Origin of the sequence: Dactylosporangium sp. NPDC006015, assembly GCF_040614215.1 — a bacterium.
Lineage (GTDB): Bacteria > Actinomycetota > Actinomycetes > Mycobacteriales > Micromonosporaceae > Dactylosporangium > Dactylosporangium maewongense.
In genome coordinates this window covers 39,326-61,737 of the sequence record NZ_JBEXUD010000025.1, presented here as the reverse complement: position 1 = coordinate 61,737, position 22,412 = coordinate 39,326, and the positions used below count along the sequence as shown (strand labels likewise).

Below are 22,412 nucleotides of genomic sequence, written 5' to 3'. Positions count from 1 at the left end.
ACGACGATGCACGGACTTCTCGTTGACTTCAAGACGCTGGCCCCCGGGCTCGGCACGGCGCTCCAGCTGGCCGGCCTGAGCCTTGCTCTCGCCTTCGTGCTCGGCCTTGTGCTCGCACTGCTCGTCGACGCCAAGCGGCGGGCCGTGAGGATCGTCGCCCTGACCGTCGTCGAGGTGGGTCGCGGACTGCCGCTCCTCGTCATCCTGTACCTCATCTACCGCGGCCTGCCGCAGGCCGGTGTCTCCCTCGACCCCATGCCGGCGGCAGTGGTGGGATTCACCTGGTCCATCGGCGCCTACGCGTGCGAGATCATGCGCTCCAGCCTCAACGCGGTCCCGCCCGGGCAGCGCGAGGCCGCGAAGGCGCTGGGGCTGACGCCGCGGTCGGCGTATCGCGACATCCTGCTGCCGCAGGCCGCCCGGATCGCCATCCCACCGCTGATGAACCTGGCCATCAAGGCATTCCAGCTCACCTCTCTCGCCTACACCATCACCCTCTCGGAGGTCATGCAGGCCGCGTATCTGCGGGGCAGCGTGACGTTCGAGTACCTGCGCACCTTCGTCGCCGCGGCCGTGCTGTACGCGGCCATCGCCATCGTGGCATCGGTGCTGGTCCGGCGGTTCGAGCGGAAGCTCAGCCGTCACCTCTGACCCCATGGACGGGATTTCCCCCAACGGCGTCCTGACGCCGTGGTTCCGATCCGACTTCGCGCCATATCTGGAGACCACCGTGAAGAGAGCCCGTACCGCCCTCGCCGTCATCGCCCTGCTGTCCTCGCTGGCCCTCGCCGCCTGCGCCGACCCCACCGCGGACAACGGGTCCGCCGCACCGGACAAGAACTGCACACCCGTGCACCCGAACGTGCAGACGGTCGCCAAAGGAACCCTGACCGTCGCGCATTTCCCGAACCCGCCATTCGCCGACAGCGAGGGCAACAAGCTCACCGGCGCCGAGGGCGAGATCCTCGCCCGGATCGCCGAGCGGGAGTGCCTCTCGATCACGATCGTGCGGGGCAACGTCGCGAGCATGATCCCGTCGGTGGAGTCCGGGCGGGCCGACACCACGCTCGGTAGCTGGTACCGCACCGCCGAACGCGCGAAGGTCGTCCGGCTCAGCGACCCCGTCATCACCGTCTACCTGGCGATCGCGTCGCGCAAGGGCAGCGGCATCGAGCAGATCGATGACCTTCGAGGTCACACCGTAGGGTCCGCGATCGGGTCCCTCTGGGTGGACGACGTCAACAAGCTCATCGGCAACAACCAGAAGCTCTACGACACGCTCGAGGCCTCCTACGCCGACCTCAAGGCGGGGCGGATCGAGGCGATCGTGAACTCCCAGCCCACGGCGGTGCGGCAGATCGAGATGGCCGGCCTGCAGAACGACGTCCAGGTGGTGGTCCCGAAGCCGAACCAGGCCGTCAAGGCGACCCTGCAGCCAGGGCAGACCAACTTCCCCGTGAACCTGCAGAACACGACCCTCAACGAGGCCATCAACGACGGTCTCAAGGCGCTGCGTGACAGTGGCGAGTTCCGCAAGATCCTGGAGAAGTACGGGCTGTCGGCCGAGGCCGACAATCCCCAGCCCCTGCAGAGCTTCTGATCCGCAAGACCGACCCAACCCCTTCGAGGAGACCCGACCTGTCATGAACGCCAACAACCGGATCGTCGTCGACGGCTTGCAGAGCAGCAACTTCACCAGAGAACGCTTCCTGGAGATCCGTGCGGGAGGCATCGACTGCATCCACGCGACGGTCGTCATCTGGGAGGACGCTCGGACCACGCTCGACCTGCTGGGCGCATGGAACCGGATGTTCCGCGCGAACGAGGATCTGATCGCCCTGGCCCGTGACGGACAGGAGATCCGCGACGTGGTCGCCGGCGGGCGCGTCGCGGTCGTGCTCGGGTTCCAGAACGCCTCGTCGTTCGAGGACGACCTCGACCTGGTGGAGGTCTTCTTCGACCTCGGCATCCGGGTCGCCCAGCTCACGTACAACATCCAGAACCATGTCGGCGCGAGCTGCTACGAGACGCAGGACGCCGGCCTGACGCGCTTCGGCGGGTACGTCATCGAGGAGATGAACCGGCTCGGCATGCTGGTCGACCTGTCGCACGTGGGGGAGCGCACGTCGCTGGACGCCATCGACCGCTCGGCCAGACCGGTCACGATCACCCACGCGAACCCCGCGACGGTCTGGCCCCATGCGCGGAACAAGTCCGACGAGGTGCTGCGCAAGCTCGCGGCCCGCGGCGGCGTCCTCGGCGTCGCACCGTACGCCCACCTGACCGGCGGCGGCCCGGTCGGCCTGGAGGAGTGGACCGGCATGGTCGCGTACGCGGTCGACCTGATGGGCATCGACCATGTCGGCATCGGCAGCGACGCCAGCCACGGGTGGAACGACGAGAAGCTCCAGTGGATCCGCAAGGGCCGGTGGTCGCACGTGACCCAGCTCGGCCCGGCGACCGCGGACGCGCAGGGCTGGCTGCCCTGGCCCGACTTCTTCAAGACCCCCGCGATGTTTCCCGCGCTCGAGCAGGGGCTGCGGGACCGGGGCTTCGACGACGCCGAGGTCGACAAGCTCGTCGGCGGCAACTGGATGAGGATCTTCGACGAGGGGCTGACCCCCCACGGCGACAGCCGGCCGAGGGCCGCGAAGGCAGCCGCATGACCGTGCAGTTCGTCCGGATGAAGGACGGCGGCCCGGATGAGTACGACTACCTCGACCACCAGGAGCGCGTGTTCAACGAAGGACTGCCGGACCGGATCCTCGGCGCGCTGCGGGAGCTGGCGGGATCATTCAGCGGCCACCGCGTGACCCGGCTGGAACACTCGTTACAGGCGGCGACCCGCGCGCTACGGGACGACCGTGACGACGAGTACGTCGTGATGACGCTGGTGCACGACGTCGGGGACAATCTCGCGCCGTACACGCACAGCGAGCTGGCGGGAGCATTGGTGCGGCCGTTCGTGCGACCGCAGCTCACGTGGATCGCCAGCCACCACGGGATCTTCCAGCAGTACTACTACACCAACCTCCCCGCGGAGGCGCGCAACGCCCGCGACCGGTACCGCGACGCTCCCTGGTTCGACGACTGCGCCGAGTTCTGCGAACTGTACGACCAGGAGAGCTTCGATCCCGGATACGACGCACTGGCCCTGGAGGCGTTCGAACCGGCGCTGCGCCGAGTCTTCGCCGAACCCCGCTACCTGCAGCAGGAGGCGACAGCAGCATGACGACCGCCGGCACGGCAGGTCTGCCGCAACAGCGGCGAATCCTGCGGACCGAGATTCCGGGCCCCCGCTCCCGCGAACGGCAAGCGGCCCGTGACACGCACGTCGCCGCGGGCCTGGGGCAGACGATGCCGGTCTTCGTCGAACGCGCCGGTGGCGCCGTGGTGGTGGACGTGGACGGCAACCACCTCGTCGATCTCGCCTCCGGGATCGCCGTCACCGCCGTCGGCGCGTCCCATCCGCACGTCGTGCGCCGGATTCGCGAACAGGCCGAGCGGTTCACGCACACCTGCTTCCTGGTCACGCAGTATGACGGGTTCGTCGAGGTCGCCGCGGCATTGAACCGGATCACACCGGGAAGCCACGAAAAGCGCACCGCACTGTTCTCCACCGGCGCCGAGGCCGTCGAGAACGCAGTCAAGATCGCGCGTGTGGCCACCGGCCGGCCTGCGGTGGTCGTCCTCGGCAACGCGTACCACGGCCGGACGCTGATGACGATGACCATGACCGCGAAGGTGGCGCCCTACAAGGACGGGTTCGGGCCGTTCGCACCGGAGGTCTACCGGGCGCCCGCACCCTACCCCTACCGCTGGCAGGGCGGCCCCGAGCGCTGCGCGGAGGAGGCCGCCGAAGCCCTCCGGGACCTCGTCGAGACCCAGATCGGCGGCCATCGGGTGGCCGCCATCGTCCTGGAGCCGATCCAGGGCGAGGGCGGGTTCATCGTGCCGCCGCCCGGGTACCTTCCGCGGGTCCGTGAGCTGGCGGACCGGCATGGCATCGTGTTCGTGGCCGACGAGGTGCAGACCGGGCTGGGGCGTACCGGTGACATGTTCGCCTGCGACCGGGAAGGCGTCGTCCCGGACCTGATCACCACGGCCAAGGCCCTCGGCGGCGGCATGCCCATCGCCGCGGTGACCGGATCCGCCGAGGTGATGGACGCGGTGCCCCCGGGTGGGCTCGGCGGTACGTTCGCGGGAAACCCGGTGTCCTGCGCCGCCGCACTGGCCACGCTGGAGGTCATCGAGCAGGAGCGGCTGGTCGAGCGGGCCCGCGACATCGAGGCGCTCGCCCTCCCGCGGTTGCGCGCCCTGGCCGGCCCACAGTCGTGCGTCGGCGAGGCGCGGGGCCGGGGCGCGATGCTGGCCGTCGAGTTCGTGCGGCCGGGCAGCCGGACCCCGAACCCGGAGGCGGCCCGAGCCGTCGCGGCCGCCTGCCACCGGCAGGGCGTGCTGGTGCTCGTCTGCGGCACCTACGGCAACGTGCTCCGGCTGTTGCCGCCCCTCGTCATCGAACCCCAACTTCTTGACGACGCACTGAGCGTGATCGAGGAGGCGGTGAGGGCCCGATGACGCCGACGTCGCCCGAGACCAGCCACGACCCGCGCACGGGTCTGCCGACCACGACAGCTCGCCCGACCAGCCGCGCCGAGCTGGAGAGGACCATGGCGCGGGCGGTAGCCGCGGCTCCCACATTGTCCCGCGCGGCACCGCGCGACCGGGCCCGGTGGCTGCACACGGTCGCCGATGCGGTCGAGGGCGCGCGAGGCGATCTCGTCCGCCTGGCCGATTGGGAGACCGCGCTGGGCACCACGCGGCTGCAGGGGGAGCTGACCAGGACCGTTGCCCAGATCAGGTTCTACGCCGACGAGGCCGCGGCCGGCTACTTCCTGCGGGTCGAGCACGACACCGCCGACGGGCAGACCCCGAGCCTGACCCGTGTGAACGTGCCACTGGGGCCGGTCGCCGTCTTCGGCGCCAGCAACTTCCCCTTCGCGTTCGGGGTGCTGGGCCACGACGCCGCGTCCGCATTGGCTGCCGGGTGCCCGGTGGTGGTGAAGGCGCACCCGGCACACCTCGGGGTGAGCGGCAAGCTGTTCGGGCTCGCCAGGGCCGCCCTCGCGGCCGCGGGAGCCCCGGACGGTGCCCTCGGCATCGTCCACGGCTTCGAGACCGGCGTCGAGCTGGTCAAGCACACCGACCTGGCCGCGGTCGCGTTCACCGGCTCCCAGACCGGTGGGATGGCACTGTGGCGGCTGGCCAACGAACGGCCGGTGGTCATCCCGGTCTTCGCCGAGATGGGCACCGTCAACCCGGTCGTCGTCACACCGCTGGGTGCGACGCGGATCGAGGAGGTGGCCCGCGGGCTGGTCGCCTCCTTCACGCTCGGGCACGGGCAATACTGCACCAAGCCGGGCCTCGTCCTCGCCCCGAAGGGCAGCGGCCTCGCGGCCCGCGTCGCGGGCGAGCTGGAGCGGCTCGCGCCCGAGCCCGTGATGCTCACCCGCCGCATCGCCGACGGCGTCCGGTCCGGCGTCGAGGCCATGCGGGACGCCGGCGCCACGGTCGCCGTGCAGCTCGGCGGCGACGGTCCCGGCTGGTCGGCGCCCGCCGCCGTCCTCGAGGCGCCGCTGGCGGAGGTGCGGGCGGGGAGCAGGCTGCTGGAAGAGGTCTTCGGGGCCGTGGTCGCGGTCGCCGAATACGACGCGCCCGAGCAGGTCCTCGCGACGCTGACGCAGCTGCCGGGAGCGCTGGCCGCGACCCTGTTCGCCGGACCCGGCGAGGATCCGTGGGCGGTTCGATGGCTGGAGACGCTGAGCGGCAAGGTCGGGCGGGTCGTCCTCGACGACTGGACGACGGGGGCGCCGCTCGCACGCGCCCAGCAGCACGGAGGGCCCTGGCCCTCGACGACGCAACCGACGGCCACGTCGATCGGGGCTCGCGCCTTGGAACGCTTCGTCCGCCCGGTCGCCTTCCAGGGATTCCGCGACGAGCTGCTGCCGCCGGTCGCGCGGCGGAGCAACCCGTGGTTGCTTCCCTGCCGGGTCGGCGGGGACTGGATCCGGGCCGGGGCATCATGAGGCCGGTGCTCGACGGGGTCGTCGTGGCCGACTTCAGCAGGGTGCTCGCCGGGCCGCTCGCCACCGTCATGCTGGCCGACCTCGGCGCGACCGTGATCAAGGTCGAACGGCCGGGCGTCGGGGACGACACCCGCCAGTGGGGACCGCCGTGGACCGCGGCGACCAGCGCCTACTTCGAGGCGGCGAACCGGTCCAAGCTGAGTGTCGAGCTCGACCTCGACGACCCCCGGGATCTCGAGGTCGCCGTCAACCTGGCGGCCGGCGCGGACGTCGTGGTGGAGAACTTCCGCACGGGTGCCCTGGACGCGCGCGGCCTCGGGTACGACGCCGTCGCCGAACGCAACCCCAGCGTCGTCTACTGCTCGATCTCGGGCTTCGGCCCGGACTCGTCGCTGCCGGGGTACGACTTCCTGGTGCAGGCCGTCGGCGGGCTCATGAGCATCACCGGCGACCCGCAGGCACGTCCGGTGAAGGTCGGCGTCGCCCTCGTCGACGTGCTGACCTCCAAGGACGCCGTAGGGGGCATCCTGGCCGCCCTCCTCGAACGCGCCACCTCCGGGCGCGGCCAGCACGTGCGCGTCGACCTGCTGTCGAGCCTCCTCGGCTCGCTGGCCAACCAGGCGGCGACCTACCTGGCGACCGGCACGTCTCCGGGTCGTCTCGGCAACCAGCATCCATCGATCGCCCCGTACGAGACGCTGGAGTGCGCAGACGGGCAGCTCGCCGTCGCGTGCGGCAACGACGCCCAGTTCCGGCGGCTCGCGGAGGCCCTCGGGCTGCCCACGCTGCCGGAGGACGACCGGTTCCGCACCAACCCGGCCAGGGTGGCCCACCGGGCCGAGCTGGTGCGGGAGCTGGAGCCGGCGCTGCGCCGTGCCGGCGTCGACGAGTGGGTCGGCGTACTGGAGCGCGCCGGCGTACCGGCCGGGCGGGTGGGCGACGTGGGTTCCGCCTTCGAGCTCGCGGCCCGGCTCGGCCTGCAACCCCGGGTCTCGCTGGGCGACGACGCGATGGACCAGGTCCGGCATCCCGTGACCTACTCGCGCACTCCGGTGCGGGAGTACCGGCGACCGCCGCGGCTGGGCGAGCACAACGCCCTTGTCCGCACCACCTATGCCTCCAGGAGGAGCACGTGACCACTTCGGCAACGCGCCAGCCCGACCCCTTGGACCTGCTCGACCTCGAGGATTTCCTCACCGATGACGAGCGAGCGGTCCGGGACGCGGTCCGTCGCCTGTGCGACGACCTCGTCGAACCGCACGTCGCCGAATGGTACGAGCACGGGCGGGTGCCTCAGGTTCGGGAGCTGACGGTCGCGCTCGGGGACATGGGACTGCTGGGCATGCACCTGGAGGGCTACGGTTGCGCCGGACTGAGCGCCGTCGCGTACGGTCTGGCGTGCCTCGAACTCGAGGCGACGGACTCGGGGCTGCGCTCGCTGGTGTCGGTCCAGGGCTCGTTGGCCATGTACGCCATCTGGAGGTGGGGCCGCGAGGAGACCAAACAGCAGTGGCTCCCTCGCATGGCCAGTGGCCAGGCGATCGGCTGCTTCGGCCTGACCGAGCCGGATCACGGCTCCGATCCCGGTTCGATGCGCACCCGCGCGCGCCGTCACGGGAGCGACTGGATCCTCGACGGGCGCAAGATGTGGATCACCAACGGGTCCGTGGCCGACGTGGCCGTGGTGTGGGCCGTCACGGACGAAGGGGTGCGAGGCTTCGCCGTGCCGACGGACAGTCCGGGCTTCTCGGCTCCGGAGATCAAGCACAAGGGATCGTTGCGGGCCTCGGTGACCAGCGAACTGGTCCTGGACGGCGTGCGGATCCCGGACGAGTTCGCCTTCCCCGACGTGCGCGGGCTGAAGGGTCCCCTGAGCTGCCTGAACGAGGCGAGGTACGGCATCACCTGGGGAGCCATGGGGGCAGCCCGCAGTTGCCTGCAGGTCGCGCTGGACTACACCCGCCAGCGCGAACAGTTCGGCCGTCCGCTGGCCGCGTTCCAGCTCACTCAGCACAAGCTCGTCGAGATGAACGTCGAGTACGCCAAGGGCGTGCTGCTCGCCTGGCATCTCGGCCGCCGCAAGGATTCCGGCGTGCTGACCCCGGCGCAGGTCAGCCTCGGCAAGCTCAACAACGTGCGAGAGGCCCTGGACATCTGCAGGACGGCCCGGACCCTGCTCGGCGCCAATGGCGTCTCGCTGGAGTATCCGGTCATCCGGCACGCCGCCAACCTGGAGTCGGTGCTGACCTACGAGGGAACGGTGGAGATGCACACCCTTGTTCTGGGGCAGTTGATGACCGGTATCCCGGCGTTCCGATGACCCTCGCATTGCCCGTAGTCGATGGGTTGCGGACGTGCGGCTCGTCTATGGGACTGTTGATCCTCGGACGACGAGGCGACCGGGCTGACGGACGACGCCAGAGCGGGTCTCGCCATCCAGGATCGCGAAGAGTTGTCCGACCGCGGTCGCGCCCAGCTGCTCGAGGTTGAGGTCGACGGTCGTCAGCGGGGGTCGGCACTCGGTGGCGAAGACCTCCCAGTTGTCGTAGCCGACCAGCGCGACGTCGTCGGGTACATGGCGGCCGAGTTCGCGTAAGGTGTCGGCCGCCCCCGAGGCGATCTGGTCGTTGCCGCAGAAGATCGCATCGATGTCGGGGTGTGCGCTCAGGAGCCGGGCGGCGGCGTGCCGTCCCCAGCGTTGCGACCACTGGCCGAAGAGCGGATCGCCGATGAGTGGCAGGCCGGCGCTGTCGAGGACCTCCCGTAATGCGGCGGCTCGGTCGCGGGCGGCCCGGTAGGTGTCGTCGCCGGTGATGTGGGCGATGCGCTTGCGGCCGAGCGCGACGAGATGCTCGGCGGCAAGGCGGGCGCCGCCGGCGTCGTCGGCGATGACAGACAGGTCGGCGGGGTTGTCGGACTCGCAGTAGGCATAGACGACCGGAATCGGGATGTCGCGCGTGAGTGATTGGCGCAGGTCGTTGGCGTCGCCGAGGATGATGAACCCGTCGACCTGGCGGGCCAGCAACGTTTGAATGTAGTGGCGCCGGCGGATGGCATCGCCGCGGGCATCGCACAGCAGGACGCTCATCTGTTCGTTGCCCAGGGCGTTCTCGGCGCCGAGCAGCACCGGAATCGCAAAGCGGGCGCTGGTCAGCTCGTCAGTGAGCAAACCGATGGTTCGGGTGTTACCGGAGACGAGTCCCCGAGCCAACACGTTGGGGTAGAAAGCCAATTCCTCCGCGGCCTGCTGCACCCGTCGACGGGTCGCGGGGGCCACCTCGTCGCGCGAGTTGAGTGCCTTCGAGGCGGTGGCGACGGAGACCCCTGCCCGCTTGGCAACGTCGGTCAGGGTCGCCCGCGCGCGTGTTCTGCCCACCGGTTCAGTCCTCTCGAAAACGTTTCGGCGAGCATAGCTTGTGGATGAACCTCGCAACGACAGGTGCTGCGCGATGGCTGCAAAACAGCCGTTGACAGGTGCGTCTCGCGCTGCCAAGATTCCCGAAAAGGTTTTCGTAACATTTCGGAAAGGTGGTGACGGTGGCGGCCGTCCCAGGACCCGTTGTGCCCTCGAGCGGGGAGCTGCACCCCGTCGGACTGCACCAGGTGCAGCTCACCGGTGGGTATTGGGGGAAGCGTCAGGCGGTCATCGGCACCGCCACCATTGAGCATTGCCGCGAGTGGCTGGACCGGCTCGGCTGGACGGGCAACTTCCGCGACCCCGACGCTGCGCTGCGCCGCCGCGGGCGTGAGTTCTCCGATTCCGAGGTGTACAAGCTCGCCGAGGCGGCCAGCTGGGAGACCGGCCGGGCCGGCGGCACCGATCACACCGGGCTGCTGTCCGAGCTGGTCGCGCTCGCCGCGGGCGCCCAGGCCGCCGACGGCTACCTGCACACAGGCTACGGGCGGCCCGGCCAGCCGGAGCGGTACAGCGACTTCAATTTCGGTCACGAGCTCTACTGCGCCGGTCATCTCCTGCAGGCCGCGGTGGCCGCGCACCGCACCGGCGCCGCTCCCGAGCTGCTGCAGGTCGCCCGCCGCGTCGCCGACCACGTCTGCGAGCGCTTCGCCCAGGAGGGCTTCTGCGGGCACCCCGAGATCGAGCCCGGGCTCGTCGAGCTCTATCGGCTCACCGGCGAGCGCAGGTACCTCGACACGGCCGTCGCGTTCATCGGCCGGCGCGGGCACCGCAGCCTGCCGGAGCACGAGTTCGGATGGCGGTACTTCCAGGACGAGACCCCGATCCGTGCGGCGGAGGCGTTCGGCGGCCACGCCGTGCGCGCCCTGTACCTGGCCTGCGGCGCCGTGGACGTGGCCGTGGAGACCGGCGACGACGAGCTGCTCGCGGCGGTCGTGCGGCAGTTCGACCACACCGTCGCCCGGCGCACCTACATCACCGGCGGGATGGGCTCGCGCCATCTCGACGAGTCCTTCGGCGACGACTTCGTGCTTCCGCCGGACCGGGCCTACTCCGAGACCTGCGCCGGCGTGGCCACCGTCATGCTCGCCCACCGGCTGCTGCTGGCCACCGGCGACACCCGCTACGGCGACATCGTCGATCGGGTGCTGCACAACGTGATCGCCGCCGCGGTGGCCGACGACGGCCGCTCCTTTTTCTACGCCCACACCCTGCACCAGCGCACCCGGCCCGAGACTCCCTCGGCCGAGCATGAGCAGCTGCGCTTCGGCGGTGGCCAGCGTGCGCCGTGGTTCGAGGTGTCCTGTTGCCTGACCAACGTGTCCCGGCTCGTCGCCTCCCTGGGCACCTACTTCGTGACCGCGACCGAGTCCGGCAACGACGCCGGTGTGCAGATTCACCAGTTCGCTCCCATGACCGTCCAGGCCGCGGGCATGCGACTTGAGGTCGACACGGCGTACCCGGACAACGGCACCGTCATCGTCACCGTGGCCGAAGCACCCGCTCAGGAGCGGACGATCACGCTGCGGGTGCCGGACTGGGCAGGTGGCGGGACCCGGGTCGAGCGCCGCGTCTTCGTTCCCGGCGAGCAGATCCGACTGGACCTGTCCGTGCGGCCTCGATGGACGTTCCCGGACCCGCGCGTGGACGCGGTGCGCGGCTGCGCCGCCGTGGAGGCGGGTCCGATCGTGATGTGCGCCGAGTCGATCGACCAGGAGGACGGCGTCGACCTCGATGAGCTGCAGGTCGACACCGGCGTCGCGCCCGAGGAGAGCGCGGTGAAGGGGCGCACCGCCGACCCGGGTAAGGCCAGGTGGCCGTACGGTGACCGGCCCGTGCCGGCCGGGAATGTGCAGCCAGTCCTCGTTCCGCTCGTCCCGTATCACCGCTGGGCCCGCCGCGGCCCATCCACGATGCGCGTCTGGCTTCCCATCATCCCGTCCTGACAAGGAGGTGACGCGATGCCACACCCCCGCCGGAAGTCTCGGCCGGCACTCGCGTTGACTACCGCTCCCGCCGCCGTCATGCCTCCGCCAGCAGCGACCAAGGGCCCCAGACGATCGGCCTCGGCGGGGCCGATCGAGGTCAAGGCGTTCGGCTGAGCATGCACACCGCCCGAAGGCCCCCGGCGATGCGGGACGTCGCTCACCTCGCCGGGGTCTCGCACCAGACCGTCTCGCGGGTGATCAACGACCACCCCAACGTCCGGTCACAGACCCGGGCCAGGGTCCTGGCCGCGATGCGGGCGTTGGACTATCAGCCCAACATCGCGGCCCGGACCCTGGCCACCAACCGGTCCCAGACGGTCGGCCTCGTCACCTTCGACACGACCCTCTTCGGGCCCTCGTTCATGGTCCACGCCATCGAGCGGGCGGCCCGGGAGGCCGGCTACTTCGTCAGCATCGCCAGCGCCCGGGAGCCCGACGTGCCACAGGTCCGCGACGCCGTGCGGCGCCTGCGCGAGCAGGCCGTCGAGGGCATCGTCACGCTCGCGCCGGTCGCGGCGGCCTGGACGGCGCTGCGGCAGGTGCCCCTGGACGTGCCGATCGTCGGCCTCGGCATCACTGCCGAGGCCGGCGACGACTCCGAGGTCCCCATGGTGGCGATCGACAACGCCGCCGGGGCGGCCCTGGCCACCCGGCATCTGCTCGAACTCGGCCATCGCACCGTCCACCATGTCGCGGGACCGGCGAACTGGCCGGAGGCCAGAGAGCGGATGGCCGGCTGGCGGACAGCGCTGGAGGACGCGGGACGCCCGGCCCCGGCGCCCCTCACGAGCGACTGGAGCGCCGCGGCCGGCTACACCGCCGGCCGGACCCTGGCGGAGCGGCCGGAGGTGACCGCGGTCTTCTGCGCCAACGATCAGGTGGCCGTCGGTGTCCTGCGCGCCTTGTACGAGGCCGGCCGCTCGGTGCCGCACGCCGTCAGCGTCGTGGGCTTCGACGACATGCCCGAGGCCCCGTACCTCCTGCCGCCGCTCACCACGGTCCGGCAGGACTTCGCCGAGCTGGGCAGGCGCAGCCTGGACCTGCTCGTCGACCAGATCTCGACGGGCTCGCGGCGGGGCGGGGAGTTCCGCTCCGCGCCGAGCCTGATCGTGCGCAGTTCCACGGCGACACCCCTTGCACTTTGAGAACGCTCACAAACAATGGATCACCTGGGAAAGGAAACGATCGTGAAACGCTGGATGGGCAGCATCGTCGCTGCGACGTTACTGTTGGGCGCCGCCGCGTGCGGTGACGACACCAAGGCCGGCACCCCGGCCGACGCGGACAGTGGCACCACGCTCAAGCTGTGGACACGGGCCGCCACCGAATCGCAGTCCAAGGCCTACGCGGCCGCGTACAACGCCACCCACAAGAACCAGGTCGAGGTCACCGCGTACCCGAACGAGGAGTATCCGGCCAAGCTCGCGTCCGCCGCCGGCGCCAAGGCCTTGCCGGACCTGTTCGCCTCCGACGTGGTGTTCGCGCCGCAGTACGCCTCGCAGGGGCTGTGGCTGGACATCACCGACAAGTTCAACGCCCTGCCGGTCAAGGACAAGGTCGCCCCCGCGCACGTGCGCAACGGCACCTGGAACAAGAAGAACTACGCGGTCCCGCACACCATCGACATGTCGGTCATGCTGTACAACAAGGACCTCTTCGCCAAGGCCGGCCTCGACCCGGAGAAGCCACCGACGACCCTGCAGGAGTTCGCCGATGCCGCCCGCGCCGTGGACAAGCTCGGCGGCGACGTCAACGGCACCTACTTCGGCGGCAACTGCGGTGGCTGCAACGTGTTCACCCTGTGGCCGTCGGTGTGGGCCGCCGGCGGTGACGTGATGAACGCCGAGGGCACCGAGAGCACCGTCAACGGCAAGGCGATGGCCGACGTCTTCGCGCTGTACCGCAAGCTCTACGACGAGGGCGTGGCCGCGCCGGCGTCGAAGGACGAGGCCGGCCCGACGTGGCTCGGCGCGCTGCAGAGCGGCAAGATCGGCATCGCGCCCGGCCCGGCGGCCTGGCTCGGCCTGATCGAGGAGAAGGCGACGTTCAAGCTCGGGATCGCCCCGATCAGCGGCATCGACGGGGGTGAGTCGACGTTCGTCGGCGGCGACGCGATCGGCATCGGTGCCACCAGCAAGCACGCCGCCGAGGCGTGGGACTTCCTGGCCTGGACCCTCGGCGACGAGGCCCAGGTGGAGGTCGTGGCCAAGAACAAGGGCGTGCCGGTGCGCACGGACCTGGCCGCCAACAAGTACTCCTCCGCCGACCCGCGGACCGTCACCATCAACAATCTCATGGCCAAGGGCCGCACGCCGTACGCGAAGAACTTCAACGTCACCTACAACGACCCGCAGAGCCCGTGGGTGACCGCGTTCCGGGGTGCGCTGTTCGGCGACGCCCAGAAGTCCCTCGACGACGGCGCGACCGCGCTCACCGCCTCCCTGAAGAAGTGAAGTAGAGACCGATGACCCTGCTCGTCGACGAGCGGCCGGCGGTCTCCCCGCCGGCCGCCCGGCCCCGCACCCGACGCACCCGCCGGTGGGTGGGCGCCCTGTACGCCGCACCCACCGCCTTCATGGTCGGCATGTTCTTCCTCGTCCCGCTCGGCCTCGTGGCGTACATGTCGCTGCACCACTGGCCGTTGCTCGGCGCGCCAGAGCTCAACGCGCCGGAGAACTACGCCGGCATGGCCGACGACGAGCTGCTCGCCACCGCGGCCTGGTTCACCCTCAAGTACACCGTCGTGGTCACGGTGTTGCTCTTCGGGCTCTCCTTCGGGCTGGCGCTGCTCGTGCAGCACCCGGGCCGGGGTGTCGGGCTGCTGCGCACCGCGTACTTCATCCCGGCCGCGGTCGGCTTCGCCAGCGCCTCCCTGCTGTTCCTGGGCCTGCTCAGCGACGAGATCGGCCCGGTCAACCGGATCCTCGAGTCGCTGGGTCTGCTGCACGGCTACGTGTCATGGACCAGCGGCAGCCCCGGCAGCGCGCTGGGCTCCGCGGTCGGGCTCGTGCTGTGGCGCTTCGCCGGGTTCAACATGCTCATCCTGCTCACCGGCCTGCAAGCGATTCCTGTCGAGGTGTACGAGGCCGCCCGCCTCGACGGCGCCTCCCGCTGGGCGACATTCCGGCGGATCACGGTGCCGCTGATGCGCCCCACCCTCGCCCTCGTCCTCACGCTCATGGTCACCGGCTCCCTCCTCGCCTTCGACCAGTTCTGGATCCTCACCCGCGGCGGGCCCGACAACTCCACCACCTCGCTGGTGATGATCATCTACCGCAAGGCCTTCATCGAGCTCGACCTCGGATCCGCCGCGGCCATCTCCGTCGTGCTCCTCGTCGTCCTGGTTCTGTTCAACGTGGTGCAGCTCGGCATGCTGCGCAGAAAGGGCTGACATGCGACGGCTCACCGGCGCCGCCCTGGCCATCCTGTTCCTGTTCCCGCTCGCCTGGAGCGCGTTCGCCTCGGTGCGCACGCCGAGCGGGTTCGGGCTGGAGAACTACGCACGGCTGTTCAACGCCGACAACGGCATCCACTTCGAGCAGGTGTTCAACTCCGTCGCCGTCAGCGTCCTCACCGTCGGCGGCACCCTGGTCGTGAGCACCCTCGGCGGCTACGCGTTCGGCCGGTTCACCTTTCCCGGCCGCGACGCGCTGTTCCTGCTCACCCTCGCGATCCTCATGGTGCCCTACGCGACCATCCTCATCGCGCTGTACGTCCTGCTGGGCTGGATCGGTCTGCAGGACTCGCTCATCGGCCTGAGTCTCGTGCTCATCATGTTCCAGCTGCCCTTCTCCGTGTTCATGATGCGCAACTCCTTCGAGGCCGTGCCCAAGGAGCTCGAGGAGGCCGCGTTGCTCGACGGCTGCGGCAGCTTCCGGGCGCTGACCCGCATCATGCTGCCCGCGGTGAAGCCGGGCCTCATCACCGTCGGGCTCTTCGCCTTCCTCACCTCGTGGAGCGAGTTCTTCGCCCCGTTGATTCTGCTCAACTCGACCGACAAGTTCACCATGATGCTCACCGTGGTGAACATGCGCACCGCCACGTTCGGCGCCATCGACTACGCCGCGCTGGAGGCCGGCGTGACATTCATGGCGGTGCCCTGTCTGGTGCTGTTCCTCGTTCTGCAGCGCAGCTACGTTCGTGGTTTCATGTCGGGCGCAGTGCGCGGCTGACTCCCGGGGCACTCGACCACCCGCCGTACATCGGCTCGTCCACCAGGCGTCCGTTGCCACCTGTTCGCTGCCGCATGGCCGGATGGTCATCACCGTGCGGCGTGCGGCGATGCGGGCTGACTCGGGGCCGGGCGCCCTGCCGAACCGGGGGAGTTCGGCACTGCGCGGCTGATCGGCCGGCTGCGCCGCGCCGCCATGTCGACGACCCGGATGCCGGCTCGGGAACGCGGCGCAGCCGGTAGGAATTGCGACGGGATCGCCGCTGCGTGCGGGGCTGCCGGGCTTCGCCCGGGCGAGTTCTCCAGCCTTCACCGCCACCATCGTGGAGCAGGGCTGCGTCCGATTGGCCCGACCTTTCCGAATTGCCGGTAAGGAGGGCGTCGACAACTCGTCACATTCATACATTTGCGTTCCTTGTCGGCGATCGCGCTGGTGGGAGCACTTCCAGGCAGGTGGGCGCTTCGAACCGAAAACGTTTCGGTTTGTAAGGACCCAAACGGCGACTGTCTCAGTTGTAACAACCCGTAGAACGGCGGAAATCAACCGTTGACATGGCCGTAACGTGTTGCCACTCTTTCCGAAAAGGTTTTCGAGGGAGGTGTTCATGCTTCGTCGCACGCTCGTCGCCGTCGCCGCGGTCGTGGTCCTCGCAGGGTGCTCCGGGTCGCCGAAGTCCGCACCGCCGCCGCCCGTCGACGGGGCCGACAGCGGCGGCCGGCTCGTCCTGTGGACCCGGTCCCAACTCGAGGTCCAGGCGACCCTGCTCGTTGACGCGTACAACGCGACCCATACCAACCAGGTCGAGCTGGCGCTGGTGAACGGCGCCGATGTGAACGTTCGCATCGACGGCGCCGCGCAGGCCGGGGCCCTGCCCGACCTGCTCGCCGGCGGCCTGGCGGATGTGCCCGGGTGGACCGGGCGCGGGCTCTACCAGGACATCACCGGGCGAGTCGCGCGCCTGTCCTTCGCCGCTCAGCTCGACCAGCCGTCGATCCAGGCCGGGACCAGGGACGGCGCCAAGCACGCGGTGCCGTTCGTGCTCGCGAAGGACGGCGGCGACGGCATCGGCATCTCCCGCGACTCGAAGAAGGCGGACCAGGCGTGGAACTTCATCGCCTGGGTGCTCTCCGACGAGGCCCAGGTGCAAGTGCTCGCCCGCAACGGGGACGAGGTCGCGCGGGCCGACCTGAAGACGAACGAATTCACCCCCACCGAGAAAGGTGCCCGTTCGTGAGAACAGTCCGGCCACGCGTCGCGGCCGCTGCCGCGGTCGCCGGCCTGCTGCTGACCACCCTGACCCCCGTGCCGGCTCATGCCGCACCCAACACCGCCACCCCCTATCCGACGTTCACCGGCGGCGCCAACCCCGTGCCGGACGAGCGCACCGGCTACCACCCCCGCAACCAGCTCCAGGCCATCTTCGACGCCGACGTCACCGCCGGCGCCGGAACGGGTCCGGACAACGACTTCTGGATCGACCGCATGCTCGCCCGCACCGGCAACCAGCCGGGCGGGTCGAACGGCGACGCGAACCAGTACCTCTTCAGCCGCGGCCGCGCCGTGTTCATGAAGACGCACACCCCGAACGTGCTCGGCTTCGGCGGCGAGGTCGCCTACATCGAGTCGATCGCGGGCGGCCAGGGCGCGTACACCATCACCGCCTCCGTCAACGGCGCCGACGTCGCGCTCACCGAGGACGTGAACCAGCGCAAGCAGACCCCGAGCTACTTCCGCACCGTCTTCAACAACACCGCGAGCGGGCTGCGCATCACCGAGACCAAGTACATCACCGACGCCAATGTCGCAGTGACCTCGGTGGACGTCGCCAGCACCAACGGCGCGGCCAAGAGCGTCACGCTCACCGCGAGCTCGGCGTTCGCCAAGACCGTCGCGGGCGACAACGGCGAGCTGACCGGCGCCGTGCGCGCGTTCAACCAGCTCACCACGCTCTTCCCGCGCTTCTCCGGCGACGGCTTCGCGCCCGTTGACGGCACGCTGCGCCAGACCCTGAGCGTGCCGGCGTCCGGCGCGGTGACGACGAAGGTGCAGCTGGGCTTCATCACCAAGGAGCAGCCGGCCGCGGAGACGGAGTACACCCGCTACCGGGGCCTGACCCCGGCCGCGGCCTACAAGGAGCACGTCACCGCCTACAACCGATGGTGGGCCGACAACGTGCCCTACCTGGACACGCCCGAGAACAACATCGACAAGACGCTGTTCTACCGCTGGTGGCTCATGCGGTACAACTTCCTCGACGCCGACCTGCCGGGCAACGACTACCAGTTCCCGACGTCGATGGAGGGCGTGCTCGGCTACAACAACGCGATCGTGCTGACCGCCGGCATGTTCGTCGACGACCTCAAGTACTTCCGTGACCCCGTCTACTCCTACGGCCCGTGGGTGTCGGCCGGCGAGGTGTCGAAGAGCTCGAAGTACGTCGACAACCCCGGAGACCCGGCCAACTGGTCCAACTCCTACACCGAGTACATCTCCGAGGCCGCCTGGCGTTCGTACCAGCTGCACGGGGGGCCGAAGGCGATCGCCCGCAACCTCGCCGGGTACGCCGAGAACGACGTGAAGGGGCTGCAGCAGGCGTACGACTTCGACGGCAACGGCCTCATCGAGTACAACTGGGGCGCCATGACCGGCAACGACGCCGACGCGGTGTCGTTCGACTGGAAGTCCGGCTACATGGACCGCGCCGAGAACGCGTACCTGTACTCCAATGCCAAGGCCGCCGCGGCCGCGTACCGCACCGCCGGTGACACGGCCAAGGCCGACGAGATGGAGGCGTTCGCCGCACGGATCAAGGCGGCCGTGCTGCAGTACCTGTGGGAGCCCGCCCGCAGCACCCCGGACCAGATGGGGCTCTACGGCAACCTGCTCAAGCACCGCCTGGTCTCCGGCAACCAGCTCGTGCCGTGGAAGGAGATCAACAACTACTACCCGTTCTCGGTCGGGCTGATGCCGAAGCCGGGCGACGCCGACTACACCCAGCCCTACGTCGAGGCGCTGCGGCTGTTCGCGGACAGCTCCCAGTACCCGATCTTCCCGTTCACCACCGCGAACCAGGCCGACAAGGCCGCGGCCGCGGCGGCGGGCTACCCGGGCAGCAACAACTTCTCCATCATCAACTCCACGGTGACGTTCCGGATGCTGTCGTCGGTGCTGCGCAACTACCCGACGAGCTACATCGACGCCGAGTGGTACAAGAAGCTGCTGTACTGGAACGCCTGGGCGCAGTACCAGAACAACGGCGACAACCGGTACCCGGACCAGAACGAGTTCTGGGCCGACGGCTCCGCGACGGCCGGGACGATCGGCTACCGCTCCTGGATCCACCACACGATCCTGGGCGCCACCAACTTCACCGTCATCGAGGACGCGATGGGCCTGCGCCCGCGCGCCGACGCGAAGGTGGAGCTCGACCCGATCGACATCGGCTGGGACCACTTCACCGCCAACAACATCCGCTACCGCGACCGCGACCTCAGCATCGTCTGGGACGCGCCCGGCGGCACGCGGTACTACGGCACCGGCGTCCCGGAGGGCTACTCCGTCTACCTCGACGGGCAGCTCGCGTTCACCGCGGACAAGCTCGGCAAGCTGGTCTACGACCCGGCCACCGGCACGGTCGAGGCCGCACCCGGCGTGCAGGTGCTGACCCACACCGCGATCGCGGTGAAGGCGCCGCAGGACGTCACCTACGCCGCCGGCGACCGCGTCGTCGACGTGATGGCCAAGGCGGGCGCCGACATCGCCCCGGCCAGCACCGGCTCGGAGAACTTCGCCCAGGGCCGCCCGGCCACCGCGACGTTCTCGGCGGCGGGGCGCGCCCCGGCCGGCGCCGTCAACGGCACGACGATCAACGAGCCCTTCTGGGGCACCGCCGGATCGCCCAACACCAGCGACTCGATCGACATCGATCTGCAGGGCGAGCGGTCGATCGACGACGTGCGGGTGTACTTCTACAACACCACCACGACCGCGACGGTCGCCGGCTACGCGCCGCCGGCCCAGTTCACGGTCTCCTACGACGACGGCTCCGGCTGGAAGCTGGTCCCGAGCGAGTTCCGGGCGCCCGCGTACCCGCGCGGCAACCTCAACCAGGTCCGGTTCCCCGCGGTCAAGGCGAAGAAGCTGCGCATCACCGTGCAGCACGCGCCGGGCGCGAAGACCGGCGTCAAGGAGGTCCAGGCGTTCGGCACCGGCGCGGCCGCCCCAGCGGCGGTGAACAACCCGCCGCTGGCCGACGCGTGGCTCGACTCGTCCTACAGCCAGGCCGGCTCGGCCCGCATCATCGGCCTCGCCCAGGACGACGGTGACCCGGGCGCGGCGCTCAGCTCGGCATGGACGGTCGTCGACGCGCCCGACGGCGGTTCGGCCGCCTTCGACCCGGCCAACGCGCCGAGCACGGTGGCCCGGTTCACCAAGTCCGGCCGGTACACCCTGCGCCTGAGCGTCTCCAACGGCCAGGCGACCTCGACCAAGGACCTCGTGGTCAACGCGACCGCGCTGGCCGAGGGCGAGATCAACGTGGCGAGCACGGCGACGGCGTCGGCGAGCTTCACGGCCGGCTGGAACAACGTCAACGCCGTCAACGACGGCAAGCCCGCGCTGTTCAGCGGCGGCGTGCAGACCGACCTGTGGGGCACGTGGACCGGCAGCGAGCCGGCCACCCGCTGGCTGCAGTACGACTTCCCGTCGGCGGTGCGCGTGGACCACGCCTCGATCGACTTCTGGTCGGACAGCACCACGGGCGGCAGCGGCGTCGCGGTGCCCAAGTCGTGGAAGCTGCAGTGGTGGAACGGCACGGCCTGGCAGGACGTGACCAACGCGGCCGGCTTCGACCCGGCGGTGCGCGGGCGCACCAACCAGGTGACGTTCGACGCGGTCACCACCACCCGGCTGCGGGCCACGCTCAACGCGCTGCCCAACGCCGCCGGCACCGCGTACTCGGCGGTCGGCGTCTCCGAGTGGCGGGTCTTCGCCGCCGCCGCGAGCTCCGTCAAGGGCGTGGACGCGCGGACCCAGGTCGGCGTCGTGCCCACCCTGCCGTCCACTGTGGACGTCACCTACGCCGACGGCACCACGCTGCCGGTCGCGGTGGCCTGGGGCGCGATCGACCCGGCGAAGGTGGCCGCGGTCGGCGACTTCACGGTCTCCGGCTTCGTCACCGGCACCACGCTCACCGCCACCGCCCACGTGTGGGTGCGCGGCCCAGACCCGGTGCAGATCAACACGATCGACCCGGTGGCGGTCGCCACGAAGGTCGGCGTCGCGCCGAAGCTGCCCACCGGGGTGACCGTCGGGTACAACGACGGGTCCCGGCAGAGCGGCATCGCGGTCACCTGGGCGGCGATCGACCCGGCCAAGTACGCGTCGGCGAGCACCTTCGAGGTGAGCGGCCAGGTGGCCGGCACCGACAAGACGGCCACCGCGACGGTCACCGTCGGCGACGGCGGCCCGAGCGACACCGCCCCGCCGGTCGCGGTCCTTGCCGCCGACCCGGCGCCGGCCAGCGGCTGGACGACGTCGAACGTCACCGTCACCGCGACGGCGACCGACAACGCCGACCCGGCGCCGAAGCTCGAGATCGCGGTCGGGACGGGGGCCTTCCAGGCGTACACCGGACCGGTCACCATCTCCGCGGAGGGCTCGACGCCGGTGAAGGCCCGGGCCACCGACAAGGCGGGCAACGTCTCGCCGGTGACCGAGCGCACCATCGGCATCGACCGCACCGCGCCGACGGCCACGGCGGCACTCGACGCCGCCAGCCGCTCGGTGACCATCACCGGCACCGACGCGCTGTCGGGCATCGGGGCGGTGCAGTATCGCCTCACCGTCGGCGGCGTGGTCACCCAGGACTGGACGACGGCCAACGGCGCGGTGCCGATCGGCTCGGCGGCGACGATCGTCGACTACCGGGCCGTGGACAAGGCCGGCAACACCTCCGCCACCGGCTCGCTGCCGGTCGCGGCGGGTCAGGCGCCGGTGAACGTGGCCCGCACGGCCACCGCCTCCGCGTCCTACACCCCGGCCTGGGTCACCGCGGACAACCTCAACGACGGCGTCCAGCCGACCGGGCCGGTCGGGCCGAACACCGACGTGTGGAACACCTGGCCGCAGGTGGGCGAGCAGTGGATCCAGCTGGACTGGGCCTCGCCGGTCACCGTCGACCGTAGCCGGATCTGGTTCACCCAGGACGTCGACGACTCCGGAGCCGGGGTCGCGCCGCCGAAGACCTGGAAGCTGCAGTACTGGACCAGCGCCGGCACCTGGGCCGACGTCGAGCAGCCCGGCGCCTACGGCACCTCCGCCACCGAGTGGAACACCGTGACGTTCAAGGCGGTCACGACCACGAAGCTGCGGGCGCTGCTCACCGCGAGCGGGACCGAGGAGGGCAAGGGCGCACCCGGCGTGCAGGAGTGGGAGGTGTACGACGTGCCGGGCAACCCGGCGCCGAAGTTCCACGTCGAGGTCCAGGCCAAGACGCAGTGCATCGCCGGCACCGCGTACGTGTCGGTCAACGTCCGCAACGCCGACGACCAGACGCTCACCATCGAGCTGGTCACGCCGTACGGGTCGCGGACGGTGACCGGGGTCGCCCCGGGCAAGACCGCGTACCAGTCCTTCACCACCCGCTCCGCCGCCGTGGCGGCCGGGACGGCCACGGTGAAGGTCACCGGCACCGGCGGAAGCATGGAGATCACTGCCCCCTACACCGCTTCCAGCTGCTAGGAAGGCAAAC

General features: G+C 70.3%; 16 protein-coding genes. 15 read left to right on the top strand and 1 reads right to left on the bottom strand.

All coding sequences use genetic code 11. From position 1 onward, the window contains the following. The first annotated feature begins 6 nt into the window (after nt 1-6). From ABZ321_RS35030 to ABZ321_RS34995, 8 genes are all read left to right on the top strand, one after another. Nucleotides 7-651, top strand: a complete 645-nt coding sequence (locus ABZ321_RS35030) for an amino acid ABC transporter permease (protein ID WP_344511284.1) — start codon at nt 7-9, stop codon at nt 649-651. 79 nt (nt 652-730) lie between these two features. Beyond that, nucleotides 731-1,600 carry a transporter substrate-binding domain-containing protein gene (locus ABZ321_RS35025; RefSeq protein WP_344511286.1) on the top strand — a complete coding sequence of 290 codons (870 nt, stop codon included), beginning with the start codon at nt 731-733 and terminating at the stop codon, nt 1,598-1,600. A 43-nt stretch (nt 1,601-1,643) separates the two neighbouring features. Further along, on the top strand, nt 1,644-2,666 hold the full coding sequence (locus ABZ321_RS35020) for a membrane dipeptidase (protein ID WP_344511288.1): 1,023 nt from the start codon (nt 1,644-1,646) through the stop codon (nt 2,664-2,666). After that, nucleotides 2,663-3,232, top strand: a complete 570-nt coding sequence (locus tag ABZ321_RS35015) for a phosphohydrolase (protein WP_354899356.1) — start codon at nt 2,663-2,665, stop codon at nt 3,230-3,232. Before ABZ321_RS35020 ends, ABZ321_RS35015 begins: the two co-directional genes overlap by 4 nt. After that, nucleotides 3,229-4,578, top strand: coding sequence for a 4-aminobutyrate--2-oxoglutarate transaminase (gene gabT, locus ABZ321_RS35010; RefSeq protein WP_344511292.1), 1,350 nt, complete (start codon nt 3,229-3,231; stop codon nt 4,576-4,578). The genes ABZ321_RS35015 and gabT overlap by 4 nt, the downstream gene beginning before the upstream one ends. Next, complete coding sequence (locus ABZ321_RS35005) at nt 4,575-6,086, top strand: aldehyde dehydrogenase family protein (protein ID WP_354899353.1); 1,512 nt, start codon at nt 4,575-4,577, stop codon at nt 6,084-6,086. Before gabT ends, ABZ321_RS35005 begins: the two co-directional genes overlap by 4 nt. Continuing rightward, nucleotides 6,083-7,222: a CoA transferase gene (locus tag ABZ321_RS35000; protein WP_354899350.1), complete on the top strand. Its 1,140-nt coding sequence runs from the start codon at nt 6,083-6,085 to the stop codon at nt 7,220-7,222. The genes ABZ321_RS35005 and ABZ321_RS35000 overlap by 4 nt, the downstream gene beginning before the upstream one ends. After that, nucleotides 7,219-8,406: an acyl-CoA dehydrogenase family protein gene (locus ABZ321_RS34995; RefSeq protein ID WP_344511298.1), complete on the top strand. Its 1,188-nt coding sequence runs from the start codon at nt 7,219-7,221 to the stop codon at nt 8,404-8,406. The genes ABZ321_RS35000 and ABZ321_RS34995 overlap by 4 nt, the downstream gene beginning before the upstream one ends. A 45-nt stretch (nt 8,407-8,451) precedes the next feature. On the opposite strand, the gene ABZ321_RS34990 is transcribed toward ABZ321_RS34995, so the two are convergent. Next, entirely contained in the window at nt 8,452-9,462 is a 1,011-nt protein-coding gene (locus ABZ321_RS34990; RefSeq protein WP_344511299.1) for a LacI family DNA-binding transcriptional regulator, read from the bottom strand. 161 nt (nt 9,463-9,623) lie between these two features. On the opposite strand from ABZ321_RS34990, the gene ABZ321_RS34985 reads away from it, so the two are divergent. The 7 genes from ABZ321_RS34985 to ABZ321_RS34955 all read left to right on the top strand — a co-directional run bounded on the left by ABZ321_RS34985 (nt 9,624) and on the right by ABZ321_RS34955 (nt 22,402). Next, entirely contained in the window at nt 9,624-11,447 is a 1,824-nt protein-coding gene (locus ABZ321_RS34985) for a beta-L-arabinofuranosidase domain-containing protein (RefSeq protein WP_354899346.1), read from the top strand. A gap of 185 nt (nt 11,448-11,632) precedes the next feature. Beyond that, nucleotides 11,633-12,634, top strand: coding sequence for a LacI family DNA-binding transcriptional regulator (locus ABZ321_RS34980; RefSeq protein ID WP_354899343.1), 1,002 nt, complete (start codon nt 11,633-11,635; stop codon nt 12,632-12,634). Nucleotides 12,635-12,676: 42 nt separating this feature from the next. Further along, complete coding sequence (locus ABZ321_RS34975; RefSeq protein WP_354899340.1) at nt 12,677-13,942, top strand: sugar ABC transporter substrate-binding protein; 1,266 nt, start codon at nt 12,677-12,679, stop codon at nt 13,940-13,942. 11 nt (nt 13,943-13,953) lie between these two features. After that, a complete protein-coding gene (locus ABZ321_RS34970; protein WP_354899337.1) occupies nt 13,954-14,880 on the top strand; it encodes a sugar ABC transporter permease in 927 nt (308 codons plus the stop codon). A 1-nt stretch (nt 14,881) separates the two neighbouring features. Then, nucleotides 14,882-15,661: a carbohydrate ABC transporter permease gene (locus ABZ321_RS34965; protein WP_354899334.1), complete on the top strand. Its 780-nt coding sequence runs from the start codon at nt 14,882-14,884 to the stop codon at nt 15,659-15,661. Nucleotides 15,662-16,265: 604 nt separating this feature from the next. After that, entirely contained in the window at nt 16,266-16,895 is a 630-nt protein-coding gene (locus ABZ321_RS34960) for a hypothetical protein (RefSeq protein ID WP_354899331.1), read from the top strand. After that, nucleotides 16,892-22,402: an Ig-like domain-containing protein gene (locus ABZ321_RS34955; protein ID WP_354899328.1), complete on the top strand. Its 5,511-nt coding sequence runs from the start codon at nt 16,892-16,894 to the stop codon at nt 22,400-22,402. The genes ABZ321_RS34960 and ABZ321_RS34955 overlap by 4 nt, the downstream gene beginning before the upstream one ends. The last annotated feature ends 10 nt before the right edge of the window (nt 22,403-22,412 follow it).

Excerpts from the sequence above, each read along its gene's own strand:
- ABZ321_RS34960 (WP_354899331.1), top strand. The coding sequence starts at position 16,266 with ATGCTTCGTCGCACGCTCGTCGCCGTCGCCGCGGTCGTGGTCCTCGCA.
- gabT (WP_344511292.1), top strand. The coding sequence starts at position 3,229 with ATGACGACCGCCGGCACGGCAGGTCTGCCGCAACAGCGGCGAATCCTG.
- ABZ321_RS35015 (WP_354899356.1), top strand. The coding sequence starts at position 2,663 with ATGACCGTGCAGTTCGTCCGGATGAAGGACGGCGGCCCGGATGAGTAC.
- ABZ321_RS35000 (WP_354899350.1), top strand. The coding sequence starts at position 6,083 with ATGAGGCCGGTGCTCGACGGGGTCGTCGTGGCCGACTTCAGCAGGGTG.
- ABZ321_RS34965 (WP_354899334.1), top strand. The coding sequence starts at position 14,882 with ATGCGACGGCTCACCGGCGCCGCCCTGGCCATCCTGTTCCTGTTCCCG.
- ABZ321_RS34970 (WP_354899337.1), top strand. The coding sequence starts at position 13,954 with ATGACCCTGCTCGTCGACGAGCGGCCGGCGGTCTCCCCGCCGGCCGCC.
- ABZ321_RS34980 (WP_354899343.1), top strand. The coding sequence starts at position 11,633 with ATGCGGGACGTCGCTCACCTCGCCGGGGTCTCGCACCAGACCGTCTCG.
- ABZ321_RS35020 (WP_344511288.1), top strand. The coding sequence starts at position 1,644 with ATGAACGCCAACAACCGGATCGTCGTCGACGGCTTGCAGAGCAGCAAC.
- ABZ321_RS35030 (WP_344511284.1), top strand. The coding sequence starts at position 7 with ATGCACGGACTTCTCGTTGACTTCAAGACGCTGGCCCCCGGGCTCGGC.
- ABZ321_RS35005 (WP_354899353.1), top strand. The coding sequence starts at position 4,575 with ATGACGCCGACGTCGCCCGAGACCAGCCACGACCCGCGCACGGGTCTG.